Genomic DNA, 19442 nt, shown 5'->3' on the forward strand with positions numbered 1-19442 from the left:
CGGCGCGGCCCTACGCAGGCGCTGGCGCCAGTCACTCCATCTGCGCCGCCGCACGCTCGCCTCCCATCGTGCCCTTAGAAGCGCTATTCACCCGATGAATCGCCACGATGCCCGCGAGCGACACACAGGCCGGCGCAGCCGCCGCGAGGAAGAGCGACGAGGACGACCATTGCAGGTGCAGGAGCGCGCCGCCCAGCACCGGGCCAGCGACCGAGCCGATACGGCCCACGCCGAGACTCCAGCCGATGCCGGTCGAGCGCAGCGAGGTCGGATAGTAGGTCGCGGCGAGCGCGTTCAGCGCGGGCTGGCCGCCGATGATCGTGAAGCCCGTGACGAAGATCGCCACGAACATCGCGGCCACGGAGACCATCACGGCCGGATTGCCGATCGCGGCCGTCGAGACGATGGCGATCAGGAACGTCGTGGCGAGCACGCGCGTGAAGCCCGCGAGGTCGATGATGCGGCCGAGCAGCAGCGTGCCGATCACACCGCCGCCCCACAATGCCGTGCCGGCGAACACGGCGGTCTGGGTCGAATAGCCGGCGTCGCGGATCACGGTCGGCAGCCAGTTCGAGAGGAAATACATGGCAAGCAGGTTGGCGAAGTTCACGATCCACAGCAGCACGGTCACCCGCGCGCGCCCTTGCTTGAACAATTCGACGAACGGCACGCCGCGCGAGCGCGTTTCCGCTGTCGTGAACTGCACGCCGGTTGGCAACGCGAGCGCAGGCGCCACGCGGGACAGATTGCGACGCACGCGCGCCTGCGTGTGCTCACCACGACCGCGAAACAGGAGAAACTGGATCGACTCGGGCAACGCAAGCCACATCAACACGCCAAGCACGAGCGGAATTGCCCCGCCCACGAAGAACACGGCGCGCCACCCGAACGCGGGAATCAGCGCCGCGGTGATCAGACCGCCCACCACGCCGCCCAGCGTAAAGCCGCACGAGACGATCATCATGAGCGTGACGCGCATGCGGCGCGGGCTGTACTCGCCCGCGAGCGCCATCGCGTTCGGCATGATGCAGCCAAGCCCCAGCCCCGCGACGAAGCGCCAGGCCACCAGTTCCGCGATCGAATGCGCGAAGCCCGTCGCGACCATGCACGCGGAAAAGAACAGCGTCGCGCCGATCAGCACCGGGCGGCGGCCGATCTTGTCGGCGAGCGTACTGAACGTGAGCGAGCCCACCAGCATGCCGAAGAGGCCCGCGCCGAACACCGGCGAGAGCGTTTCCTTCGCAATGCCCCATTCGCGAATCACGACCGGCGCCACGTAGCCCATCGCCTGCACATCGAAGCCGTCCATCACGAGGCACAGCGCACACAGCGCGACCACGAGTAGCTGATACGGCCCGAACCGGCTTTCGTCGATGATGCCGGTAACCTCCACCGCCTTGTACATGCAATGTCTCCAATATTATTTGGTCGTCTCGATCGCTCTGCGGCGATTAAAGTTCGAGGGTTAGTCGCCCGCTCTTCGCTCGCGAGCAGCAGGTCATCATGCGGCTTTGCGTTTCGCGCTCGGCGCGCGTGAGCACCACGTCGCGGTGGTCGATCTCGCCCGCCAGCACGCGCACCTCGCACGAGCCGCACAAGCCTTCTTCGCAATCGCTTTGCACGTCGATGTTCGCGCGGCGCAGCGCGTCGAGCACGGTCTGGTCCGCGCCCACGTTGAGTACGAGCCCCGAGTCTTTCAGCTCGACTTCGAACGCCTGCTCCTGCGAGGGGTCCAGCTTGCCGCCCGTCGCCGCGAAATGCTCCACGCGCAGCGCGTCCTCGGGCCACACCTCGCTGCACGCTTCGAGTGCTTCGAGCATACGCGCCGGGCCGCACGCGTAGACGCGCGTATGTTCGTCGACGTGCAGCGCGGCAAAATCGTTGCGCGTGCCTTCGTCCGAAACGTGCAGAAGCAGACGCTCGCCGTGCAGTTGCGCGAGTTCGTCGACGAGCGCCATCGTCCTGCGCGAGCGCCCGCTATAGTGCAATTCGTAGTCGATGCCCAGTTCGCGCGCGCGGCGCGCCATGGCGCTTACCGGCGTGATGCCGATGCCGCCCGCAATGAAGATCGCGCGGCGCCCTTCTTCATCGAGCCGGAAGTGATTGCGCGGGCCGCGAATCTTCAGGCGCATGCCTGCGCGCAACATGTCGTGCATCCATGCCGAACCGCCGCGGCTTTGCGTTTCGCGCAGCACGGCGATCTCGAACGCACCCGTGTCGGCGGGGTCCGAGCACAGCGAGTACTGGCGCGAGATGCCGGTGTCGCCGCATTCCACGTCGATATGCGCGCCCGGCGCCCAGCGCGGCAGCGCGCCGCCGTCCGGCGCGACGAGACGCAAACGGACGATGTCTTCGGCCACGGCGTCCACACGCTCGACCACCACAGGCCGCGAAAGCGCGTGCGCCGATGGCTCGCCGATGCGCACCGCCACCTGCGCGCCGAGCAGCGCCGGATTCGCGCGCTCCGGATTTTGCGCCGGGTCCCATTCCACGAACACATGCTCAGGACCCCGGAACGACGTGTTGGGAACATACGTGAAGGCCTGCTCGGCCAGACGCATGTGCGGCAAGCGGCGCGTGAATTCTTCGAGGAAGATCTGCATCTCCATGCGCGCGAGGTTCTTGCCCATGCACTGGTGCGAGCCATAGCCGAACGTGACATGGTCGCTTGCGTTGTCGCGGCGAATGTCGAACAGGTCGGCATCGGCAAAATGGCGCTCGTCGTGATTCGCCGAGGACGTCACGATGAGCAGCTTTGAACCCGCCGGAATGTCGATGCCGCCGATTTGCACGTCCTTCGTCGCGAGGCGCCGCCAGGCCGCGACCGAGCCGTTGTGGCGCAGGCACTCCTCCACTGCGTTTGGAATCAGGCTCGGGTCCTCGCAGATCTCCCGCCACGCATGCGGGCGCTGCAGCAGCAGCTTCATCGCGTTCGCCGTGGCATTGGCCGTGGTCTCGTGCGCGGCCACGATGCCGGCCATCATCATCGAATGCAGATAGGAGTCCGTGACGACTTCGGGATGCGCCTTCTGCTTGCGGATGCCATATTGCATCCAGCCCGGGCCATCCGGGTTCTGGCGCATCTTGTCGAGCACCTTGCCCGCGAACTGCCAGAAGTTGCCCACCGCGTGTGCGACTTCGACCTGCTCTTCGGGGCGCGGCCGGCCCCATGTATTGACCGTGTGCGCAATCGAGTACTTGCGCAGCAGGTCCATGTCCTCTTCGGGCACGCCCAGAAAATGCAACGCCACCGTGAGCGGCACTTCCCAGAGCATCTGGTCCACGAGGTCGGCGCGGCCTGCGTCGATGAAACGGTCCACGTACTCGCGCGTGAGGCGCCGCACCATCGGTTCGTGGTGCTTGAGATGTTCGGGTGTGAACGGCTCCATCAGCGCGCGGCGGCGCGGCATATGGGCAGGCTCGTCCTCGTTCACCAGCGTGCGGTTCATGGCGTAGCCGTACGACTCCAGCACCGCGTTCGCCTCGGGACCGGTGGGCGTGATCTTTTCGAGCGCGATGGAGGGTGAGAACGTGAGGTTGTCGCGAAAGATCGCCTTGATATCGTCGTAGCGCGTGACCACCCAGTAACCAAGCTGCGGGCTATAGAACACGGGCTCCTGCTCGCGCGCCCAGCGCACGTATTCGGGCGGGTCCTGCTGGTAGCCGTCGCTGAACGGGTCGAATGCCGCGGCATTGGCGCTGACCGGGCAGCGCGGCGCGGCGTTTGCGTCGTGACTCGCTGCGTGGGGGAACGGGCAGCGGCCCGCCGACGGGGAAGGTGTCTCGCTCATAGGCCTCTCCTGCATGCTGCGTGCATTACGTTTTGCGTAACTCTAGTACGCATTGCGTAATTCTGAGATAGGGGTTAACGTGCAAGCACCGCAGGCACCACGCCGCCCCTACGCGCCCTAAAATCCGCCTGAACCGAACCGATACCCCAGCGTCCCCGCCCAGCATGGAAAGCAGGAAAACCACCCCCCGTCGCCCCGCGGCCAAAGTCGCCGAAGCCTCGACGCCCCCCAAAGTCGCGAGAGAGACCAAGGCCGTAGCCGCACCGCGCGAGCGCCGCCAGCGCGTGCAATCCGCGCAAACGGGCATGGCCGTGCTCAAGGGTCTCGCGCGCCTGGGCGGCCGCGCGAGCCTCTCGGGGCTCGCCGCCTGCGTGGGCGAGAGTCCCGCGAAGGTGCATCGCTATCTCGTGAGCCTGATCGAGGAAGGTCTCGTTGCGCAGGACACCGCCACCCAGCAGTATCGGCTCGGCGTCGAGGCGATGATGATCGGCGTGGCCGCCATGCGTCAGGCCGATCCGGTGCGCATTGCGGAGCCCGCGCTCGTGCGCCTGCGCGAGACGCTCGAAGTGACGTCGTTCGTCGCGGTGATGGGCAACAAGGGGCCCACGATCATCCGTTTCGAGGAGCCGGGGCTGCCCGTGACCGTCAACGTGCGGGTGGGTTCGGTGATGTCGCTGCTATGGTCGTCCACGGGCCGCGTGTTTCTCGGCCTGCTCGACGACACGCGCGTGCTCGCGCAAGCGCAGGAAGAACTCGCGCATGCCGACGCTTCGTTGCGCGCGCAACTGAGCGCGAGCGATCCGATCGGCACGCTGCGGCGCGACGTGCAGGCGGCGCGCTGCGCGAGCGTGCGCGACACGAATCTCAAGGGCATCAGCGCCGTGTCGGCGCCGCTCTTCGATCACACCGGCAAGCTCTGCGGCGTGCTCACGGCGCTGGGCGCCACGGGCGGCTTCGACGCCACGCCCGAGGGCCCGAACGGGCGCGCCTTACGCCGCGAGGCGGACGCCGTGAGCGCCCTTCTCGGCTACGCGGCGCGCGGCGCTTAACGCTTCGTCAACGTGGAAAAACCCCGGTTCAAAAACTGACCGGGTTTTTCCTTTTTCTGAACGACGTTAGCGAGGCACCGTCTTTGCGTCCGCGTCGGTGAGGGTATCCAGGAACGCCATTACGTCGCGGATATCCGAGTCTGACCAGACCGGTTTGCCGCCCAGGTGATTCGTCAGCGGCTCAGTCTTGGTATCCACATTACTGCGCAGATTCTTCGGCAGATCGTCGAACTTCACGACGTGGCCGTGCGCGTCTTTCGAGTACCACTTCTCGGGGTTCGTGTCGCGCTCGACATAGAAGCGTAACGAAACTTCAAGCGTGTGGTACATGCCATTGTGAAAGAAGACGCGTCGCGTGGCGACGTTGCGAAGCGTGGGCGTGCGGAACATCCCGCAGAACCACTTCTGCTGCTTCGCCTCGTCTTGACGCAGCGGGCCACATAACCCCATGTCGAAGAAATTCGGATCGCGGTTGGCCGGAATTTCCGTATTGCGTGGCACACCCAACGTCTGAAAGTTGTAATCCGTCAATGCCGGATGCGCGCCGTGAGCGCCTTTGTTGATCAGGTGACAGCTTGCACAGTTGCCCTTGTCCGGGTCGCTGAACAGCACCAATCCGTGCGCTTCCTGTGGTGTGAAATGATCCCTGCCGTCGAGCACCCGGTCGAACTTGCTGGAATACGGCGCGAACGACGAATCATTGAACTGGAATGCCTGCAATACCTTTCCAAGGTCCACCAGCGCCTGCGCCGGTCGCGAGAAAATGTCCTGGCCGAATGCTTGCCGGAACTGCTGTGCGTAGGCGCTTTTGCTCAGCTTCTGCGCCACGTCATCGGCGCTGCTGTTTGCCATTTCATCCGGATTGAGCAGGGGAAATGCAGCCTGATCCGCGGGGGTGTTGTAGCGTCCATCCCAGGTGTATCCGCCGCTGGGCTGATTATCTCCGTCCTCGAGACGCTCTTTCAGGCTATTTGCCTGCGTGAACGTCCAGTAAGGCACAGCACGCAGATAGCGCAGCGAGGGCACCGAGCGCAGTCCGGCTCGATCGAGGTTTGGGCCACCGAACTGGACAGCCAGACCATTTGGCGGCCCATAGGCATTCGCTGGGCTGTGACAGGAGGCGCATGACTGCTTGCCGGAGGCTGAGAGCGATGGATCGAAGAACGCTGCCTTGCCGATAGCTGCCAGATCAGGCGCAGGTGCTTCGACCGTGGCGGCCTGAGCGTCCGGTGCATGTTGGTCGCATGCGGAAAGCAGGCAAACGCAAAGGGCCGTTGCGAGAACAGCCCTTGAAGAAAAATGGCGCATAACGGATCAAGAAAATAGCCCGGCTCGAACCGAGAACCGGGCCAGGACAACAAAGTACTTGTGAGACCGCCAGGGATTAGCGGTTATCAATGTTTGCCGATGTGAAGATCGGCTTGAGCGATGCATCATCTGCGTAGCCCAGATACGAGCCTATGCCGAAGTTGTCTTCGAGCGAACGCAGCAGCGCGTAGTGGTTGTAGCCCGTACCATCCACATGACCGCCTTTGATGAACGGCGACAGCAGAAGCGTACCAATCTGATCGCCACCGACTCCGAGGTAGTTCAACGCAATCGACACCTTCTGCACGGATGCAGGCAGCGTCGCCGGGTTAATTCCGAGCAGGCTTGCTTGAGCAACTGGCAGCGTGGACATCGTGACCTGTTCCGGACGCGTCACGTTCGGACCCGTTTGCTGGTTGCAGCCGGGGCACTGGTTGCCCATCTCCGGCTCCAGCAGGGAAAGCGTCGTGCCATCAGCGCTGACTTGCGTTGTCGGCGTGAGTCCTGTCACGACGCCTTCGTCCGTGGTGATGATGATCAGGCCGTCCTGCTTGTAGGCGGGCGAAGCCTGAATCAGGGGGATCGTCTTCTTCAGGAATGCGTCGATCGAAGTCAAACCACCAGGCTGGCCGTTTGCGCAGCCTTTGCCCGCAGTACCCGTGCCGTCACCATCATGACCATCGTTACACAGGTTCGGCGTGATGAAGGAGAAGTTCGGCGTAGTGGCAATCGACTGAAGATCCGTTGCCAGGTCGTCTTGCAGGTTGACCACGTGCGCGTCGCAGTTCGCCAGATCATCGATGGTCGAATGGAAATACGGGAACGGATTGTGACGCGTTGCGTACTCATCGCCCGCCACGTCGCCGGAAGCCGAAGGCGCCTGCGCGGCCTGCGTGCCGTCCACAGCCTTCGTCGGGTCGGAGCCCGCAAGCTGCGCGGTACGGCGCGGGAACGAACAGGTTCTCGTGCCGTCACGGTTCAGGTCGTTGCCCATGTCCTCGTTGTAGCTGCGCCACGTGAGCTTGGCCTGTTCCATCTGGTTGCCAATATGCTGCACGCGAGCCGGGAACACGCAGCCGCCGCTCTGGTGTCCGTTGACGTCCGTACCTGCTTTGAGAACTTTGGGGTTCGCCGAATCGTTGCCGGCATCCACGATATCAGACCACACCTGGAAGCAGTCCGTTTCGGTGTCGTGCGTCGACGGCTGACCCGACACCATCGATATGTAATTGTCCAGCGAAACGTGGCCGGTGCCGTAGTAGTTCGAAAGGAACGTGCCCTGCGGCATCAGCGATTTCAGGTACGGGTCCTGGTTCGAATCCGAGGCGGTCGTGCCGTACGTCGATTCCGCGCCCTTGTTTTCGAGCACGATAACCCAGACGTGCTTGATCGCCTTGCTCGAAGCGACGGTTGCAATGTACTGGTCGCTTGCTGCTTTCACCGTGACATTGCCGTTGGTGTTGAAGTCGCCCAGCAGGGTGTCCGGCGTCGTGCCAATCTTGTTCGCCAGTTGCGTTTGAGCATCCGACTGTGACAGGCCGCTGTCCATCAGTTGCGAAAGCTGCGTCGTGATCGCGCTGACGGAACTGACGCCACGCGGCGAACGGAACGTAGCCGTGCTGTTGAACGCCGTGCCCATGTTCTTGCCCGACGCGTCGTTCTCCGTGGCGCTGCTCAGGTCGGCAACGATGTACTTCCACGACCCATTGCTCGTATCGGAGATCGAGAACTTGCCCTGGGCATCCGAGCGCGCGACGGGCTCGCCCTGGTCGCACTTGCCGTTGTTGTTCAGATCCAGGCAGACCGCCGCATTCTGGATATAGCTGCCGAGCACCTGACCGGTGACCTTCGGTCCGCCGTCGGAACCGTTGCTTCCGCAACCAGATAACCCCGCCAATACGCCGATGCTCGCCAGCATCGCGAGCGCACCCCTGCGCGACTGTATTTTCTTCACAACTGTCCCTCGTTATAAGTCGGACACACCCGACGGATTTTGACTCGCGCAAAGTTTATGTAAGTTGTGTTACACGCTTGTTAAGGAGCTGTTGGATAAATGGAAAACGACTGCGTTTTACGACCCAGTTTCGAAAATCGTTCAAAAGAACCATGCTTGCGCACACAACCAACCTCCGCACGGGCTGAGGCGCCGCTATCGCGATTCCCGGCCCGTCACGGTGCAACCGGCTATCATGTGATTTCAAACGGTAGATGGAACGAATCAATCACATGGCTTCCCCACAGGAAAACATCAGCATGGCGGTGTTCTGCGACTTCGAGAACGTCGCGCTCGGCGTGCGCGACGCGAAGATCGACCGCTTCGATATCAAGCCCGTGCTGGAACGGCTCTTGCTCAAGGGCAGCATCGTCGTGAAGAAGGCCTATTGCGACTGGGAGCGCTACAAGGGCTTCAAGGCCGCGATGCACGAAGCGAGCTTCGAGTTGATCGAAATTCCCCACGTGCGCCAGTCGGGCAAGAACTCGGCCGATATCCGCCTCGTCGTCGACGCGCTCGATCTCTGCTATACGAAGTCGCACGTGGACACGTTCGTGATCGTGAGCGGCGACTCCGACTTTTCGCCGCTCGTCTCGAAGCTGCGCGAGAACGCCAAGAAGGTGATCGGCGTGGGTGTGAAGCACTCCACCTCCGACCTGCTCGTCGCCAATTGCGACGAATTCATCTTCTACGACGACCTGGTGCGCGAACTCGAGCGCGACCAGCACCCGCACGGCAAGGGCAAGAACAAGGACGGCGGCGGCGCGAAACGTCAGGGCGGCGAGGAACGGCAGCCGAGGCAGGACGGCGACGAGCGCAAGTCGAAGGCCGTGGCATTCGCGATCGAAACGCTCGACGCGCTCGTGCTGGAGCGTGGCGAAAGCGGCAAGATCTGGGCTTCGGTGCTCAAGAGCGCCATCAAGCGCCGCCGGCCCGACTTCAACGAAACGCGCTACGGCTTTCGCGCATTCGGCAATCTGCTCGAAGAGGCGCAGTCGCGCGGCCTGCTCGAAGTGGGCCGCGACGACAAGTCGGGGACCTGGGTGTCGCGGCTGAACCCGCCTCCGCTCGCGGCTGCCGCCGTCAGCGTCTCAGCGCCAGAAAACACGGCGGCGCGTGCCGAGGAGCCGCGCGGCCGACGCAAGGGCCGTCGCAATGGCCGCGGAGGCGGCGCGGCGGACGTGCGCGAAACCGCAGTCGAGCAAGCGGTCGAGGCGCAAGGCGAAATTCCGTTCGAGCCGGTCGAGGCGCTCGCGCAAGCAGCGCATCGGTACGAAGCCGCGCCGCCCTTCTCCGTCGAGCCATTCGACGCGAACGAGAGGACCCACGCACCGCAAGAGGCCTACGAGGCGCATGTGGCGCCCGAGCCGGCTGCCGATGTCGAGCCCGCCGCGGCGGCCCCGGCGCGAGCGCGCAAGACGGCGGCCCGCAAGAGCCCCGCTCGCAAGAGGACATCGAAGAAAGCGGCCGAAACGCCGGCCAGCGCCGTGGACGAACCGGCGAGCGCGGCCGTTGTGCCGGCCGAACCCGCTGCAAAGAAAGCGCCGTCGCGGGCGCGCCGTGCGCGCAGCAAGGCCGCAGCGGAAGAAAGCTGAAAACGGCGTCACGCGCGCCGCTCGCAATGGGCGGCGCGCGGCGCATCGGTCAATCGCCGAACGGATTCTCGGGGCGCTTGCCCGTAGCCGGCGGCGTATCCTCACTCGCGGGCGTGGTATCGCCGAAAGGATCCGGCTTGCCCGACGGCCTCGCCGCTCCAAACGGATTCGCAGCCTGCTCGGGTTTCGATCCGCCAAACGGATTCTGTGCGGCGGCGCGCTTCGCTCCCCCGAACGGATCGCCCGCGTCGGCCGCCTGGCCGGCATCGTCCTCCACGGCTTCATCCTGCGCCTGTGGGAGGTTGTACTCGGCCCGCACCTGCTCCAGCACACGCGCCACGCTCGCTTCAAAGCCTGCCGCGTTATGAAAGTGCTGCATCGTCCAGTTGCAGCCGCTGCGGTCGGGCTCCTGCAGCTGCGGGCGCGGCACGCCGATCTTCACGCCGTCTTCGACCACCTCCTGCAGCTTGTGGATGCGCCGGTGCACTTCCTCCTGCAGCCTCGAAGCACTGAGCGTCTTGCGCAACATTGCGAACCTCCTTTCCTGTACGCGTCACGTCGCGCGAGTCTAGCGCAACGGCTCGCTCGCGTCGCTACGTGGCCGGCGCGTTCATGTGCGCGAGCGCATCGCGCATCGATTCGCTCGGCACGACGAGTTGCCCCGTGAACGGCGTATCGAGGTCGGCGATCACATAGACCGCCGACGAAATCGACACCGCGCCAAGCAGGATCAGGACGATCGCCAGGGCGTTATGCGGCGCGACGAGCCCGAAGCTCAGGAAGATCAGGATCAGCCAGAGCGCGAGCATCGTGAAGAACGGCCGCGAGATCGTACCGTGTGCCTCTTCGATCAGACGCCAGCGCGTATCGGTCACGCGGTCGAACATCTGCGAGAGCGGGCTCACGAGCGCCTGGTGGTAGGCGTCGCGTGGCGCGAGCGTTTCGATTTCGTGCCCGACGGAGTCGAGCAGCGCGCCGAGCGGCCGGCTTTCGAGTTCGTCGTTACCGGCGCCGGGATCATGCGGATAGTAATTGCCCGGCGGCGGCTTTTCCTGCTCCCAGGTCGACGCGATGGCGCTTGCCGTATAAGCGCGCAGCAAGGTGCGCGCCGCGGCCGCGTCGGGGCCGTATTCGCGCAGGCGTTGGTCGAGCTGGATCAGGTTGGCGGCATAGGCGCGCATGTCGTTGGTCGCCGTATCGAAGCTCGATTTCGCGGACGCAGTGAGCAGGCTCAGCACGAGCGCCGCAAAGGTCACCAGCATGCCGATCACGAGTTGCACGAGCTGCACAGTTTCATGCTTGCGATGCTCCTCGGGCAATAGCGGCCGCAACAATACGCCAAGGCCCGTGCCGCCGAGCAGCAGAGCGAACACGAGCAGCGCCGACTGGATTTCGGTCATGGCGACGGCCTGCGCTCCCCGGCTGCGGCGTTGACCACCTGCGCGGCGGTGTCGGTGTGCGCCTTTGCCGGCTCTGGCCACGCTTCGGCGCCGTCAACGCTCAATGCGTCGATGCGCGTATGAATCTCCTTCGCCTGTGCCTCGCCCGGCACGAGGTCCGGATGCGCGCGCGGCACGGCGAGCTTCCACGCGGCGTCCAGCTCGCGCCGGATAGAATCGTAAATCTCCTTCGAAATCGAGCGATCCTCGTACATGGCCTGCACGCGTTCGCGCCCTTCCCGCAGTGCGTAGAGCAGCAGCATGCGCCGCTCGAGCACGTCCGAAGCCTGGCCGAAACAATGGCGCACGTCCGCGAGCCCATGCTCGGCCGTCGCGATGCGCGCCTTGAGTATCGTCTTGAGCAGCGCCGCGAGACGCTCGCCCAGCAGCGGCGTCAAGCTGCGGTCGTTGAAAACGATCAGCTGATGCAGCACCACCCGGCGACACATCAGGAGTTCGAAGCGATCGGCAAGCGCGTCGCCATACGGCTGCCGCACGCGCAGCCAGCGATAAAGCAGGCGCGCGACGCGCATCTCGATCGTGTCGTCCAGTATTTTTGCGGCCGCGCGCTGATAACCGAGCCGCCCACCCACGCGCGCCTCTTCGATCATGGCGTCGGTGTTGCGCATCATGGCGTCGAGATTGCGGATCGTAATGATGCCGCTGCCATACTGCGGAATGAGGTCGCGCTCCTTCGCCGCGAGGGTCACGAGGCCGATGACGAGACGCTCGCGGTCAGAGAGCGCCGCTTCGAAATCGAATGCCGTCGCGCTCAGGTCGACGCTGCGCCGGAACGTATGGCAGGCCTGGTCGGCGATCGCATCGGGAATGTGAAACGTGCGGGCCGCCATATGCACGCGCTCGGATACGCCGATCGACGAAAGCTGCACCGCCTTTTGCTGCAGCGCCTGCTCCTGGGGCGAAAGCAGATCGAGGCGCAGCCGCCGGATCAGCAGCTTGAGCGACGTGCCGTTCACGATCAGGCTCACGAGCACGAAGCCCGTCGCGAGAATCGCGACGAAGCGGCGCGTGGAATCGGGCAGCGCCGTGTCCTGCGCAAGACCGAGCGCGAGCACGAGCGTCACGGCGCCGCGCAGGCCGCCCCATGCAATCACGAGCTTGTAGGCGGCGCTCACGGGCTCGGTGAGCCGCAGGCGGCTCAATAGCGGCAGCATGCCGAACACCACGACGACGCGCGCCGCGAACGCCGCCACCACCACAACGGCGAGCGCGACGAGATCGATCCACTGCGCGTTCCGCAGCGTGGCCGGAATCTGCATGGCCGCGAGCAGAAAGATCGCCGCGCCCGCCATGGCCGCGATCTGTTCCCAGATCAGTTGCAGATGCTTCCAGTTGACAGGCGACAGGCGCGTGCTCCCCAGCCCGCTGATGACGAGCCCGGCCGCGACCACGGCCACGACGCCCGAAACATGCAACATCTGGTCGGCAAGGAGATAGAGCGGATACGGCAGCGCGAAACTGAGCGAGATCTCGGCTTTGCCTTCGCCGCCCAGCGCCGGCAGGAGCCACGCGAACGCGCGCCCGGCCAGCGCCCCGACCAGCAGCCCGCCGCCGAGCGCGATGCCGAGTGCACGCAGCGCAGCCGTTGCCGAGAGGTGCGCGGCGTCTCCCGTGATCGCGGCGATCAGCACGCCGGCGATGGCAATGGCGGCCGCATCGTTGAGCAGGCTCTCGCCTTCCACGAGGCGCACGAGCCGCTCGGGTGCGCCCACTTCGCGGAACACGGCGAGCACGGCGGAAGGGTCGGTCGTCGCGATCATCGCGCCGAGGAGGAGGCCGTCTGCGAGCGGACCGAGGCCGGTGAGTCGGAGTGCGCCGCCCACCACGCCGGTCGCCACGAACACGGCCACCACCGCAAGCAGCAGAATAGGCGCCGCGTCGCCGAGCATTTCGCGCACGTTCACGCTGAGCGCCGCCTGAAATAGCAGCGGCGGCAGGAAGATCCACAGGTAAGCCTCGGGCGGCAGCCGAGGCGCAAGCGCGGGCATCACGAAGTTCGCGGCGAGCGTGGGCCAGGCCTCGCCGCTCACGAGATAGATGCCGCCCAGCGTGAAACCCCACGCGGCGAGCAGGACCGATTCGGAAATCGACCAGCGCAGGCTCACCGCCTGAACGAGCGCGATGCTCGCCAGCAGAAAACCGCTCAGGAGAAGGACGTGGATGACCATGGCGTGCAACCGTCACGGCGCCGGCAGCCACACCACAGTCAACGACCTTACCCCTTGAGCCCCCTGGATCAACACGCCTTCGATATCGGCCGTCGCGGACGGCCCTGTAACGAGCGCCGCATATCGCGCGCTGCCAAAATCGTCGCGCCGGTACGCGTCCTGCAGCCCCGCCACCAGCTGTGCGGGATCGAGCAACACCACGAGATGCTGCACGATATAGCCGAGCGCGTTCACCACGTACTCGCGCTCGCTCAGCCATAGCGATCCCGTTTCCGCCACGCCGAAGCGCGCGCGCACCACGCCCACGTCGACGTCTTCGAGCGAGGCCGGTCTCGTGGCGGCGCTGATCTCGCGCGTGCCCTGCACCTCTGGCGTGGCCGACGCGATGCGCGCCTCGCTGCCAAAGCGGCGCAAGATCATCGCGTGCACCTCGGCCGCGCTCTGCACCTGCGTCTCCCCGCCGCCCATCAGTTTGAGCGCGGCGCCAAAGCGCTCGCGCAGATCGCCGGCAGGCGCTTCGAACAGCGGCACCTCGGGCAACGGCTCGTGCGCGGGTTGCGCGGCGCGCACGCGCGCGAGAAACGCCTCACGATCCGCCATCGCCGCCTCCCTTGCGGTTTTTCCGGTACCAGGCATGAAACGTGGTGTGCGGCACGTGCGGCAGATCGCGCTGCTTGCCCCAGATATTGAGCGGGTTGTAGAGCATGAAGTTGGGCAAGCGCCGCAACGCGCCCTCGAGCGACTTCACCGTGCCGCGATAAAGCGTCGGACTGCCGAGCAACCGGCCAGCCATCTTCAGCACCTCCTGCTTCACGAACGGCACTTCGTGCTGTGCCGCGATGACCTGCCGCCACTGGTAGATCTGCTCGTGAATATTGATCTTCACGGGGCACACATTCGTGCAACTGCCGTTGAGCGTCGACGCGAACGGCAACGCGCTGAAGCGTTTGAGGTCGAAGGTCGGATTGATGATCGCGCCTATCGGCCCCGCATAGGTGCTGCCGTACGAAAGGCCGCCGCTGCGGCGGTACACGGGACAGGTATTCATGCACGCGCCGCAGCGAATGCACTTGAGCGAATACCAGAACTCGGGCATGGCGAGCCGCTCGGACCGGCCGTTGTCGACGAGCACGAAATGCATTTCCGCACCAGGCCGCGGCGCGCGGAAATGCGAGGTGTATTGCGTGATCGGCGAGCCGAGCGCGCTGCGCGAGAGCATGCGCACGAATACGCCGAGATCGGAAAGGCGCGGGATCAGCTTTTCGATGCCCATCGAGACGATATGCAGCGGCGGCACGTTCGCGGAAAGGTCCGCGTTGCCCTCGTTGGTGCACACCACCACCGTGCCCGTTTCGGCCACCGCGAAATTGCACCCGGTCATGCCCGCCGTTTTCTCGCGCACGAACCACGGCCGCGTATTCATACGCTGGCTTTCCGCCAGATAGTGAATGTCGTTGTTGTGCGGGTCCGTGCCGATGGTACGGCCGAACACTTCGGCCACGTCGTCGCGCAGCTTGTGCACGGCGGGCACGACGATATGGCTGGGCGGCTGCTTGTCGAGCTGCTGAATGCGCTCGCCAAGGTCGGTCTCCATCACCGAAACGCCCCGCGACTCCAGGTACGGACGCATATCGCACTCGTCGGTGAGCATCGACTTGCTCTTCACGAGCGCAGTCATACCGCGCTCGCTCAGGATGCGATAAACGATCTCGTTGTGTTCCTCCGCCGTATCCGCGAAATGGACCTGCACGCCATTGGCTTGCGCCGTGCGCGTGAAATGGTCGAGGTAGTCGGCGAGATGCGAGAGCGTATGCGCCTTGATTTGCGAGGCGAGCGTGCGCAGCATTTCCCATTCGGGGATGGCATGCGCCTGCGCGTCGCGCTTCGAGCGCAAGTCCCACAGACGCTTGTCGTGGAAGGCGACGTGCTCCGGCCGCGAGAGAAACGTGCCGGCGAGCTTCGCGTGTTCGACTCGTTTCATTCGCGCGCTCCGTTGAGCACCTGGGCAATGTGGATGAAGCGGATGTCCGCGCTCATGCGCTCCGCGCAGCCCTGCTGGTGCATGAGGCAGGACATGTCGGCAGACACGATGTATTGCGCCCCCGCGCTCACGTGATCGACTACCTTGTCCTGACCCATGCGCACTGACACCGCCTCTTCGGTCACGGCGAACGTACCGCCGAAGCCGCAGCATTCGTCGGGGCGCGCCGGCTTCACGAACTCGATGCCCTTCACATGTTCGAGCAGTGCGAGCGGCTTCGAGAAGGTCGGACCCGCGATTTCCGAAACGGAAGCTTCCTTCAAATGGCGCAGCGCGCTGCAGCTATTGTGCAAACCCACGCGCCACGGAAATTCGGCCCAGGGGAATTCGCGCGCGCCCAGCACGTCATGCAGGAACTCGACAAGCTCATAGGTGCTCTCGCGCACCTTGCGCACGGCGTCGGTCTGCTCGATCGCCGTGAAGTGGTCGCGCACGTGATTCACGCAGCTCGCCGAAGGCCCGACGATATAGTCGTAGCCCGCGAAGGCGCGCGCATACACGCGCTCCGCACCGGCTGCCTCGGCCTGGGCGCCGCTGTTGGCCATCGGCTGGCCGCAGCAGGTTTGTTCGAGCGGATAGTCGACCTCGCAGCCGAAGCGCTCCAGAAGTTCCAGTGTGGCGATTGCGACTTCGGGGTAGAACGCGTCGATGAAGCACGGGACGAACAAGGCAACTTTCATGCGCGGGCTCACACGAAAAGCGGACCCGAACATTCTACTGCCGAACGGCGCGGGCGTCGCGCCAAGCGTGTACGCGCCGCGGGATGCCGCGACGCATCATGCTGCGCCGCGGCCTTTCGCTTTCGCCACCGCATAAACCGCCGTGCGCCTGGGGAGGCTGTAAGCCGCGCCCAGGTCCATCTGGTGAGGCCGTGTGGACGAGCCGCCGTTCGGATGCGCGTCGGTGAAGATATAGGCGAAGCCAAACTGCAGCGCGGGCGAGTGTTGCCAGCACGCATACAACTCGGCGATATCGAACGAGAGGTCCGCGCCCTGCGGCCGTGCCGCATCCGCGAAATACTGACTCTGCGAGACAAGCGTATGGGGTATAGCGCTACGCTGACCTTGTCGAACGCGTACGAACCGTCCGCGCCAAAAATGCTCACACGCCGTGCACTTTCGTAGTTCGCACTACGATGCATTCGGGTTGCTGTAACTGAAGTCGCCGAGATAGCCGCTTTCGCCGCCCAGCGCTGCCGGCGGCCGGGCGATCATCGATGCATACACGCAGACGAAATCCGTCTGCATCGCCTACTGAGCGCCGCCGTGCAGCATTGTTAATCGAAATGGAATGATGAAACCCGCCGGCGCGCAATGATCGTCACCGCGGATTCGTCCATGATCGAGCCCGTTCTCACCACTCAGAGAAGGACTCCGATCATGAACGCATCCACGAATTCGCGCGGCGTCGCCATCGTCACGGGCGCCTCGCGCGGCATCGGCGCCGCCATTGCCGAACGCCTCGCGCGCGACGGCTACGCCGTCGTCATCAACTACGCTTCGCGCAGCGCAGAAGCCGAGGCGCTCGTCGCGAAGATCGCGGCGGGCGGCGGGCATGCCATCGCCGTGCAAGCGAACATCGCGAAGGCCGACGACGTGCGCCGCCTCTTCGAAACCACCGCCGAAACGCTGGGCCAGCCCACGCTGCTCGTGAACAATGCGGGCATCATGAAGACGGTCACGGTCGCCGATTCCACCGACGCGATCTACGACGAAATCTTCGACATCAACGTGCGCGGCACGCTCAACACGCTGCGCGAGGCGGCGACGAAGCTCGCGGATGGCGGCCGCATAATCAACTTTTCGACCTCCGTGCTCGCGATGAATCTGCCCGGTTACTCGCTCTATACGGCCAGCAAGGCGGCCGTGGAGACGATTACGCGCGTGTTCGCACGCGAGCTGCGCGGCCGCTCCATCTGCGTGAACGCGGTTGCGCCAGGGCCGGTGGCGACAGAATTGTTCCTCAGCGGCAAAACCGAAGAGCAGGTCCAGCATTTCGCGAACATGCCGCCGCTGCAGCGTCTCGGGCAACCCGACGATATCGCGAGTGTCGTGTCGTTCCTCGCGGGCCCGGACGGCGGCTGGGTCAACGGCCAGGTGCTGCGTGCAAACGGCGGCATCGTCTGACACGCCGCCCGGTGTCGCTTCCCGGCGGAACCCGGGCAGAACGTGGTCTGAGGGCAAGCCGGCGTGGCGTGAAACCACCGGTCCCGGCCGGTGCTACACTCCGTGCTCGAAAACGGTAGAAAGACCGGCCGGCAGCGCATGGCGCACTGGCTCATCTTGCGCCCTCAACCACTGCAGACCATGTATTTGTCCATCTTCGCCGTCGGCATTGGCGGCGCGCTCGGTTCGCTGCTGCGCTGGGTTCTCGGGATACGCCTGAATGCCCTGTACCCTGAACTGCCGCTTGGCACGCTTGCGTCGAATATCATCGCGGGCTATGTGATCGGCGTCGCGGTAGCGTATTTCGGGCGCATGCCCCAGCTCTCCGCCGAGTGGCGCCTCTTCGTGATTACCGGCCTCATGGGCGGCCTCTCCACGTTTTCGACCTTCTCAGCAGAAGTCGTTTCGCATCTGCAGCATGGACGTTTCGGCTGGGCCGCCGGCGAAATCGCGATTCACGTCTGCGCCTCGGTCGTCATGACGATCCTTGGCATCGCAACTGTCTCGGCGCTAATTCGCTGATCGGCAAAACAAACGGCCGCGTTCGCCATTCGCGAAACGCGGCCGCATTGATCAGGCGACGCGAAGGTCAGGCAGGACGCCGATAGCCGCCCAGCAAGCCGTTCTTCGAAAACACCCACTGCCACAGCTGGATGTCGCGCGCACGGAACGCCCCCGCGCACGAAAGCAGGTAGTAACGCCACATGCGGTAGAACCGCTCGCCCATCTGCGCCTTGAAACGCGGCCACGCGGCCTCGAAATTCGCGTGCCACGCCATCAGCGTGCGGTCGTAGTCCGCGCCGAAGTTATGCAGGTCTTCGGCCACGAAGAGCCCGCCCGAAGCGTCGGCGATCTGGCCGATGGTCGGCAGTTCGCCGTTCGGGAAGATGTATTTGTCGATCCACGGATCGGGCGTGGTATCGCGGCGGTTCTTGCCGATAGTATGCAGTACGAACAGACCATCGTCGGCAAGGCAGCGATGCGCCACTTCCATATAGGTGCGATAGTTCTTCGGGCCCACGTGCTCGAACATGCCCACACTCGCAATGCGGTCGAACTTCTCGTCGAGCAACCGGTAGTCCTGCAGGCGGAATTCGACGGGCAGATCCTTGCAGCGCTCGGCGCCGAGCGCGGCCTGCTCCTTCGAGATCGTCACGCCCACGCACGACACGCCGTAGTGTTCCGCCGCAAACTTCATGAGGCTGCCCCATCCGCAGCCGATGTCGAGCAAACGCATGCCGGGCTTCAGGCCCAGCTTGCGGCAGATGAGATCGAGCTTGGCGTCCTGCGCCTCGTCGAGCGTCTTCGCTCCGGCCGACCAGTAGCCGCATGTATAGGCCATGTTCTTGTCGAGCATCGCCTCGTAGAACTCGTTGCCGATGTCGTAGTGCTGCTGACCCACCTTCCATGACCGTCGCACGGTCTGGCGGTTCATGAGGCGCGCCTTGAGCGCGTAGAAAACGAGACGGGAGGGATCGATCTGGTCATCTAGATGCGCGCGCAACGCATGTGCGAAGAATTCGTCGAGCTGTTCGCAGTCCCACTGGCCGTCCATGTAGGCCTCGCCGAGGCCCAGATTGCCTAGCGCCAATACGCGCTCGGGCACCTGCGGATCGTGGATGCGCATGTCCCATGGCCGGGTGCCGTTGAACTTCACGTCGGCGCGCGCCAACAGCTGGGCTGTAAATCGCCAGGCCCCCGTAACGGTGGCCTCACGAACGGGTTGAGCTGCTTCGAGATCAGTCGTTGCCATACGTGCTCCGTGCGGCTGGAGCGGGTCCTTGGTACCTTGCTCCGATGCCATTCAAGAGGTTGCTTTCAAGACATTCGTCGTCGCGCGCGCTGCGAGAAACTCTATGATGCACCTACTTC

The 19442-nt window shown here is 64.6% G+C and carries 14 protein-coding genes and 1 pseudogene; 4 read left to right on the top strand and 11 right to left on the bottom strand.

Annotated features, from left to right (window positions below; translation table 11 throughout):
* Window positions 1–31: 31 nt before the first annotated feature.
* Window positions 32–1405 carry an MFS transporter gene (locus M3I53_RS02170; RefSeq protein WP_254314321.1) on the bottom strand — a complete coding sequence of 458 codons (1374 nt, stop codon included), beginning with the start codon at window positions 1403–1405 and terminating at the stop codon, window positions 32–34.
* 46 nt (window positions 1406–1451) lie between these two features.
* Window positions 1452–3791, bottom strand: coding sequence for a cytochrome P450/oxidoreductase (locus M3I53_RS02175; RefSeq protein WP_254314322.1), 2340 nt, complete (start codon window positions 3789–3791; stop codon window positions 1452–1454).
* 164 nt (window positions 3792–3955) lie between these two features.
* Between M3I53_RS02175 and M3I53_RS02180 the strand changes: the two genes are divergently transcribed.
* The gene (locus tag M3I53_RS02180; protein ID WP_254314323.1) at window positions 3956–4840 is read left to right on the top strand and encodes an IclR family transcriptional regulator; all 885 of its coding nucleotides are present in this window, start codon (window positions 3956–3958) and stop codon (window positions 4838–4840) included.
* Window positions 4841–4906: 66 nt separating this feature from the next.
* Here M3I53_RS02180 and M3I53_RS02185 read toward each other — a convergent pair whose 3' ends face one another.
* Window positions 4907–6148: a cytochrome-c peroxidase gene (locus tag M3I53_RS02185; RefSeq protein ID WP_254314324.1), complete on the bottom strand. Its 1242-nt coding sequence runs from the start codon at window positions 6146–6148 to the stop codon at window positions 4907–4909.
* Between the two features lie 76 nt (window positions 6149–6224).
* Window positions 6225–8102 (bottom strand): alkaline phosphatase family protein, encoded by a 1878-nt coding sequence (locus M3I53_RS02190; protein ID WP_254314325.1) that lies wholly within the window; start codon window positions 8100–8102, stop codon window positions 6225–6227.
* Window positions 8103–8374: 272 nt separating this feature from the next.
* Between M3I53_RS02190 and M3I53_RS02195 the strand changes: the two genes are divergently transcribed.
* Window positions 8375–9736 carry an NYN domain-containing protein gene (locus M3I53_RS02195; protein WP_254314326.1) on the top strand — a complete coding sequence of 454 codons (1362 nt, stop codon included), beginning with the start codon at window positions 8375–8377 and terminating at the stop codon, window positions 9734–9736.
* Between the two features lie 229 nt (window positions 9737–9965).
* Here M3I53_RS02195 and M3I53_RS02200 read toward each other — a convergent pair.
* From M3I53_RS02200 to M3I53_RS02225, 6 genes and pseudogenes are all read right to left on the bottom strand, one after another.
* A pseudogene (locus M3I53_RS02200) lies at window positions 9966–10265 on the bottom strand (hypothetical protein); the annotation flags it as partial.
* Window positions 10266–10329: 64 nt separating this feature from the next.
* Window positions 10330–11136: a hypothetical protein gene (locus M3I53_RS02205; protein ID WP_254314327.1), complete on the bottom strand. Its 807-nt coding sequence runs from the start codon at window positions 11134–11136 to the stop codon at window positions 10330–10332.
* Window positions 11133–13364, bottom strand: a complete 2232-nt coding sequence (locus tag M3I53_RS02210; protein WP_254314328.1) for a sodium:proton antiporter — start codon at window positions 13362–13364, stop codon at window positions 11133–11135. Before M3I53_RS02210 ends, M3I53_RS02205 begins: the two co-directional genes overlap by 4 nt.
* Window positions 13365–13376: 12 nt before the next feature.
* Window positions 13377–13964, bottom strand: a complete 588-nt coding sequence (locus M3I53_RS02215) for an LUD domain-containing protein (RefSeq protein ID WP_254314329.1) — start codon at window positions 13962–13964, stop codon at window positions 13377–13379.
* The gene (locus M3I53_RS02220) at window positions 13951–15345 is read right to left on the bottom strand and encodes a lactate utilization protein B (protein ID WP_254314330.1); all 1395 of its coding nucleotides are present in this window, start codon (window positions 15343–15345) and stop codon (window positions 13951–13953) included. Before M3I53_RS02220 ends, M3I53_RS02215 begins: the two co-directional genes overlap by 14 nt.
* Window positions 15342–16085, bottom strand: a complete 744-nt coding sequence (locus M3I53_RS02225) for a (Fe-S)-binding protein (protein ID WP_254314331.1) — start codon at window positions 16083–16085, stop codon at window positions 15342–15344. Before M3I53_RS02225 ends, M3I53_RS02220 begins: the two co-directional genes overlap by 4 nt.
* A gap of 699 nt (window positions 16086–16784) precedes the next feature.
* Between M3I53_RS02225 and M3I53_RS02230 the strand changes: the two genes are divergently transcribed.
* Both M3I53_RS02230 and crcB read left to right on the top strand, forming a co-directional pair.
* The gene (locus M3I53_RS02230; protein ID WP_254314332.1) at window positions 16785–17531 is read left to right on the top strand and encodes an SDR family oxidoreductase; all 747 of its coding nucleotides are present in this window, start codon (window positions 16785–16787) and stop codon (window positions 17529–17531) included.
* Window positions 17532–17711: 180 nt separating this feature from the next.
* A complete protein-coding gene (gene crcB, locus M3I53_RS02235) occupies window positions 17712–18092 on the top strand; it encodes a fluoride efflux transporter CrcB (RefSeq protein WP_028208288.1) in 381 nt (126 codons plus the stop codon).
* Between the two features lie 67 nt (window positions 18093–18159).
* On the opposite strand, the gene cfa is transcribed toward crcB, so the two are convergent.
* On the bottom strand, window positions 18160–19323 hold the full coding sequence (cfa, locus tag M3I53_RS02240) for a cyclopropane fatty acyl phospholipid synthase (protein WP_254314333.1): 1164 nt from the start codon (window positions 19321–19323) through the stop codon (window positions 18160–18162).
* Window positions 19324–19442: the final 119 nt, after the last annotated feature.

This window comes from Paraburkholderia sp. CNPSo 3272 (assembly GCF_024206495.1).
GTDB lineage: Bacteria > Pseudomonadota > Gammaproteobacteria > Burkholderiales > Burkholderiaceae > Paraburkholderia.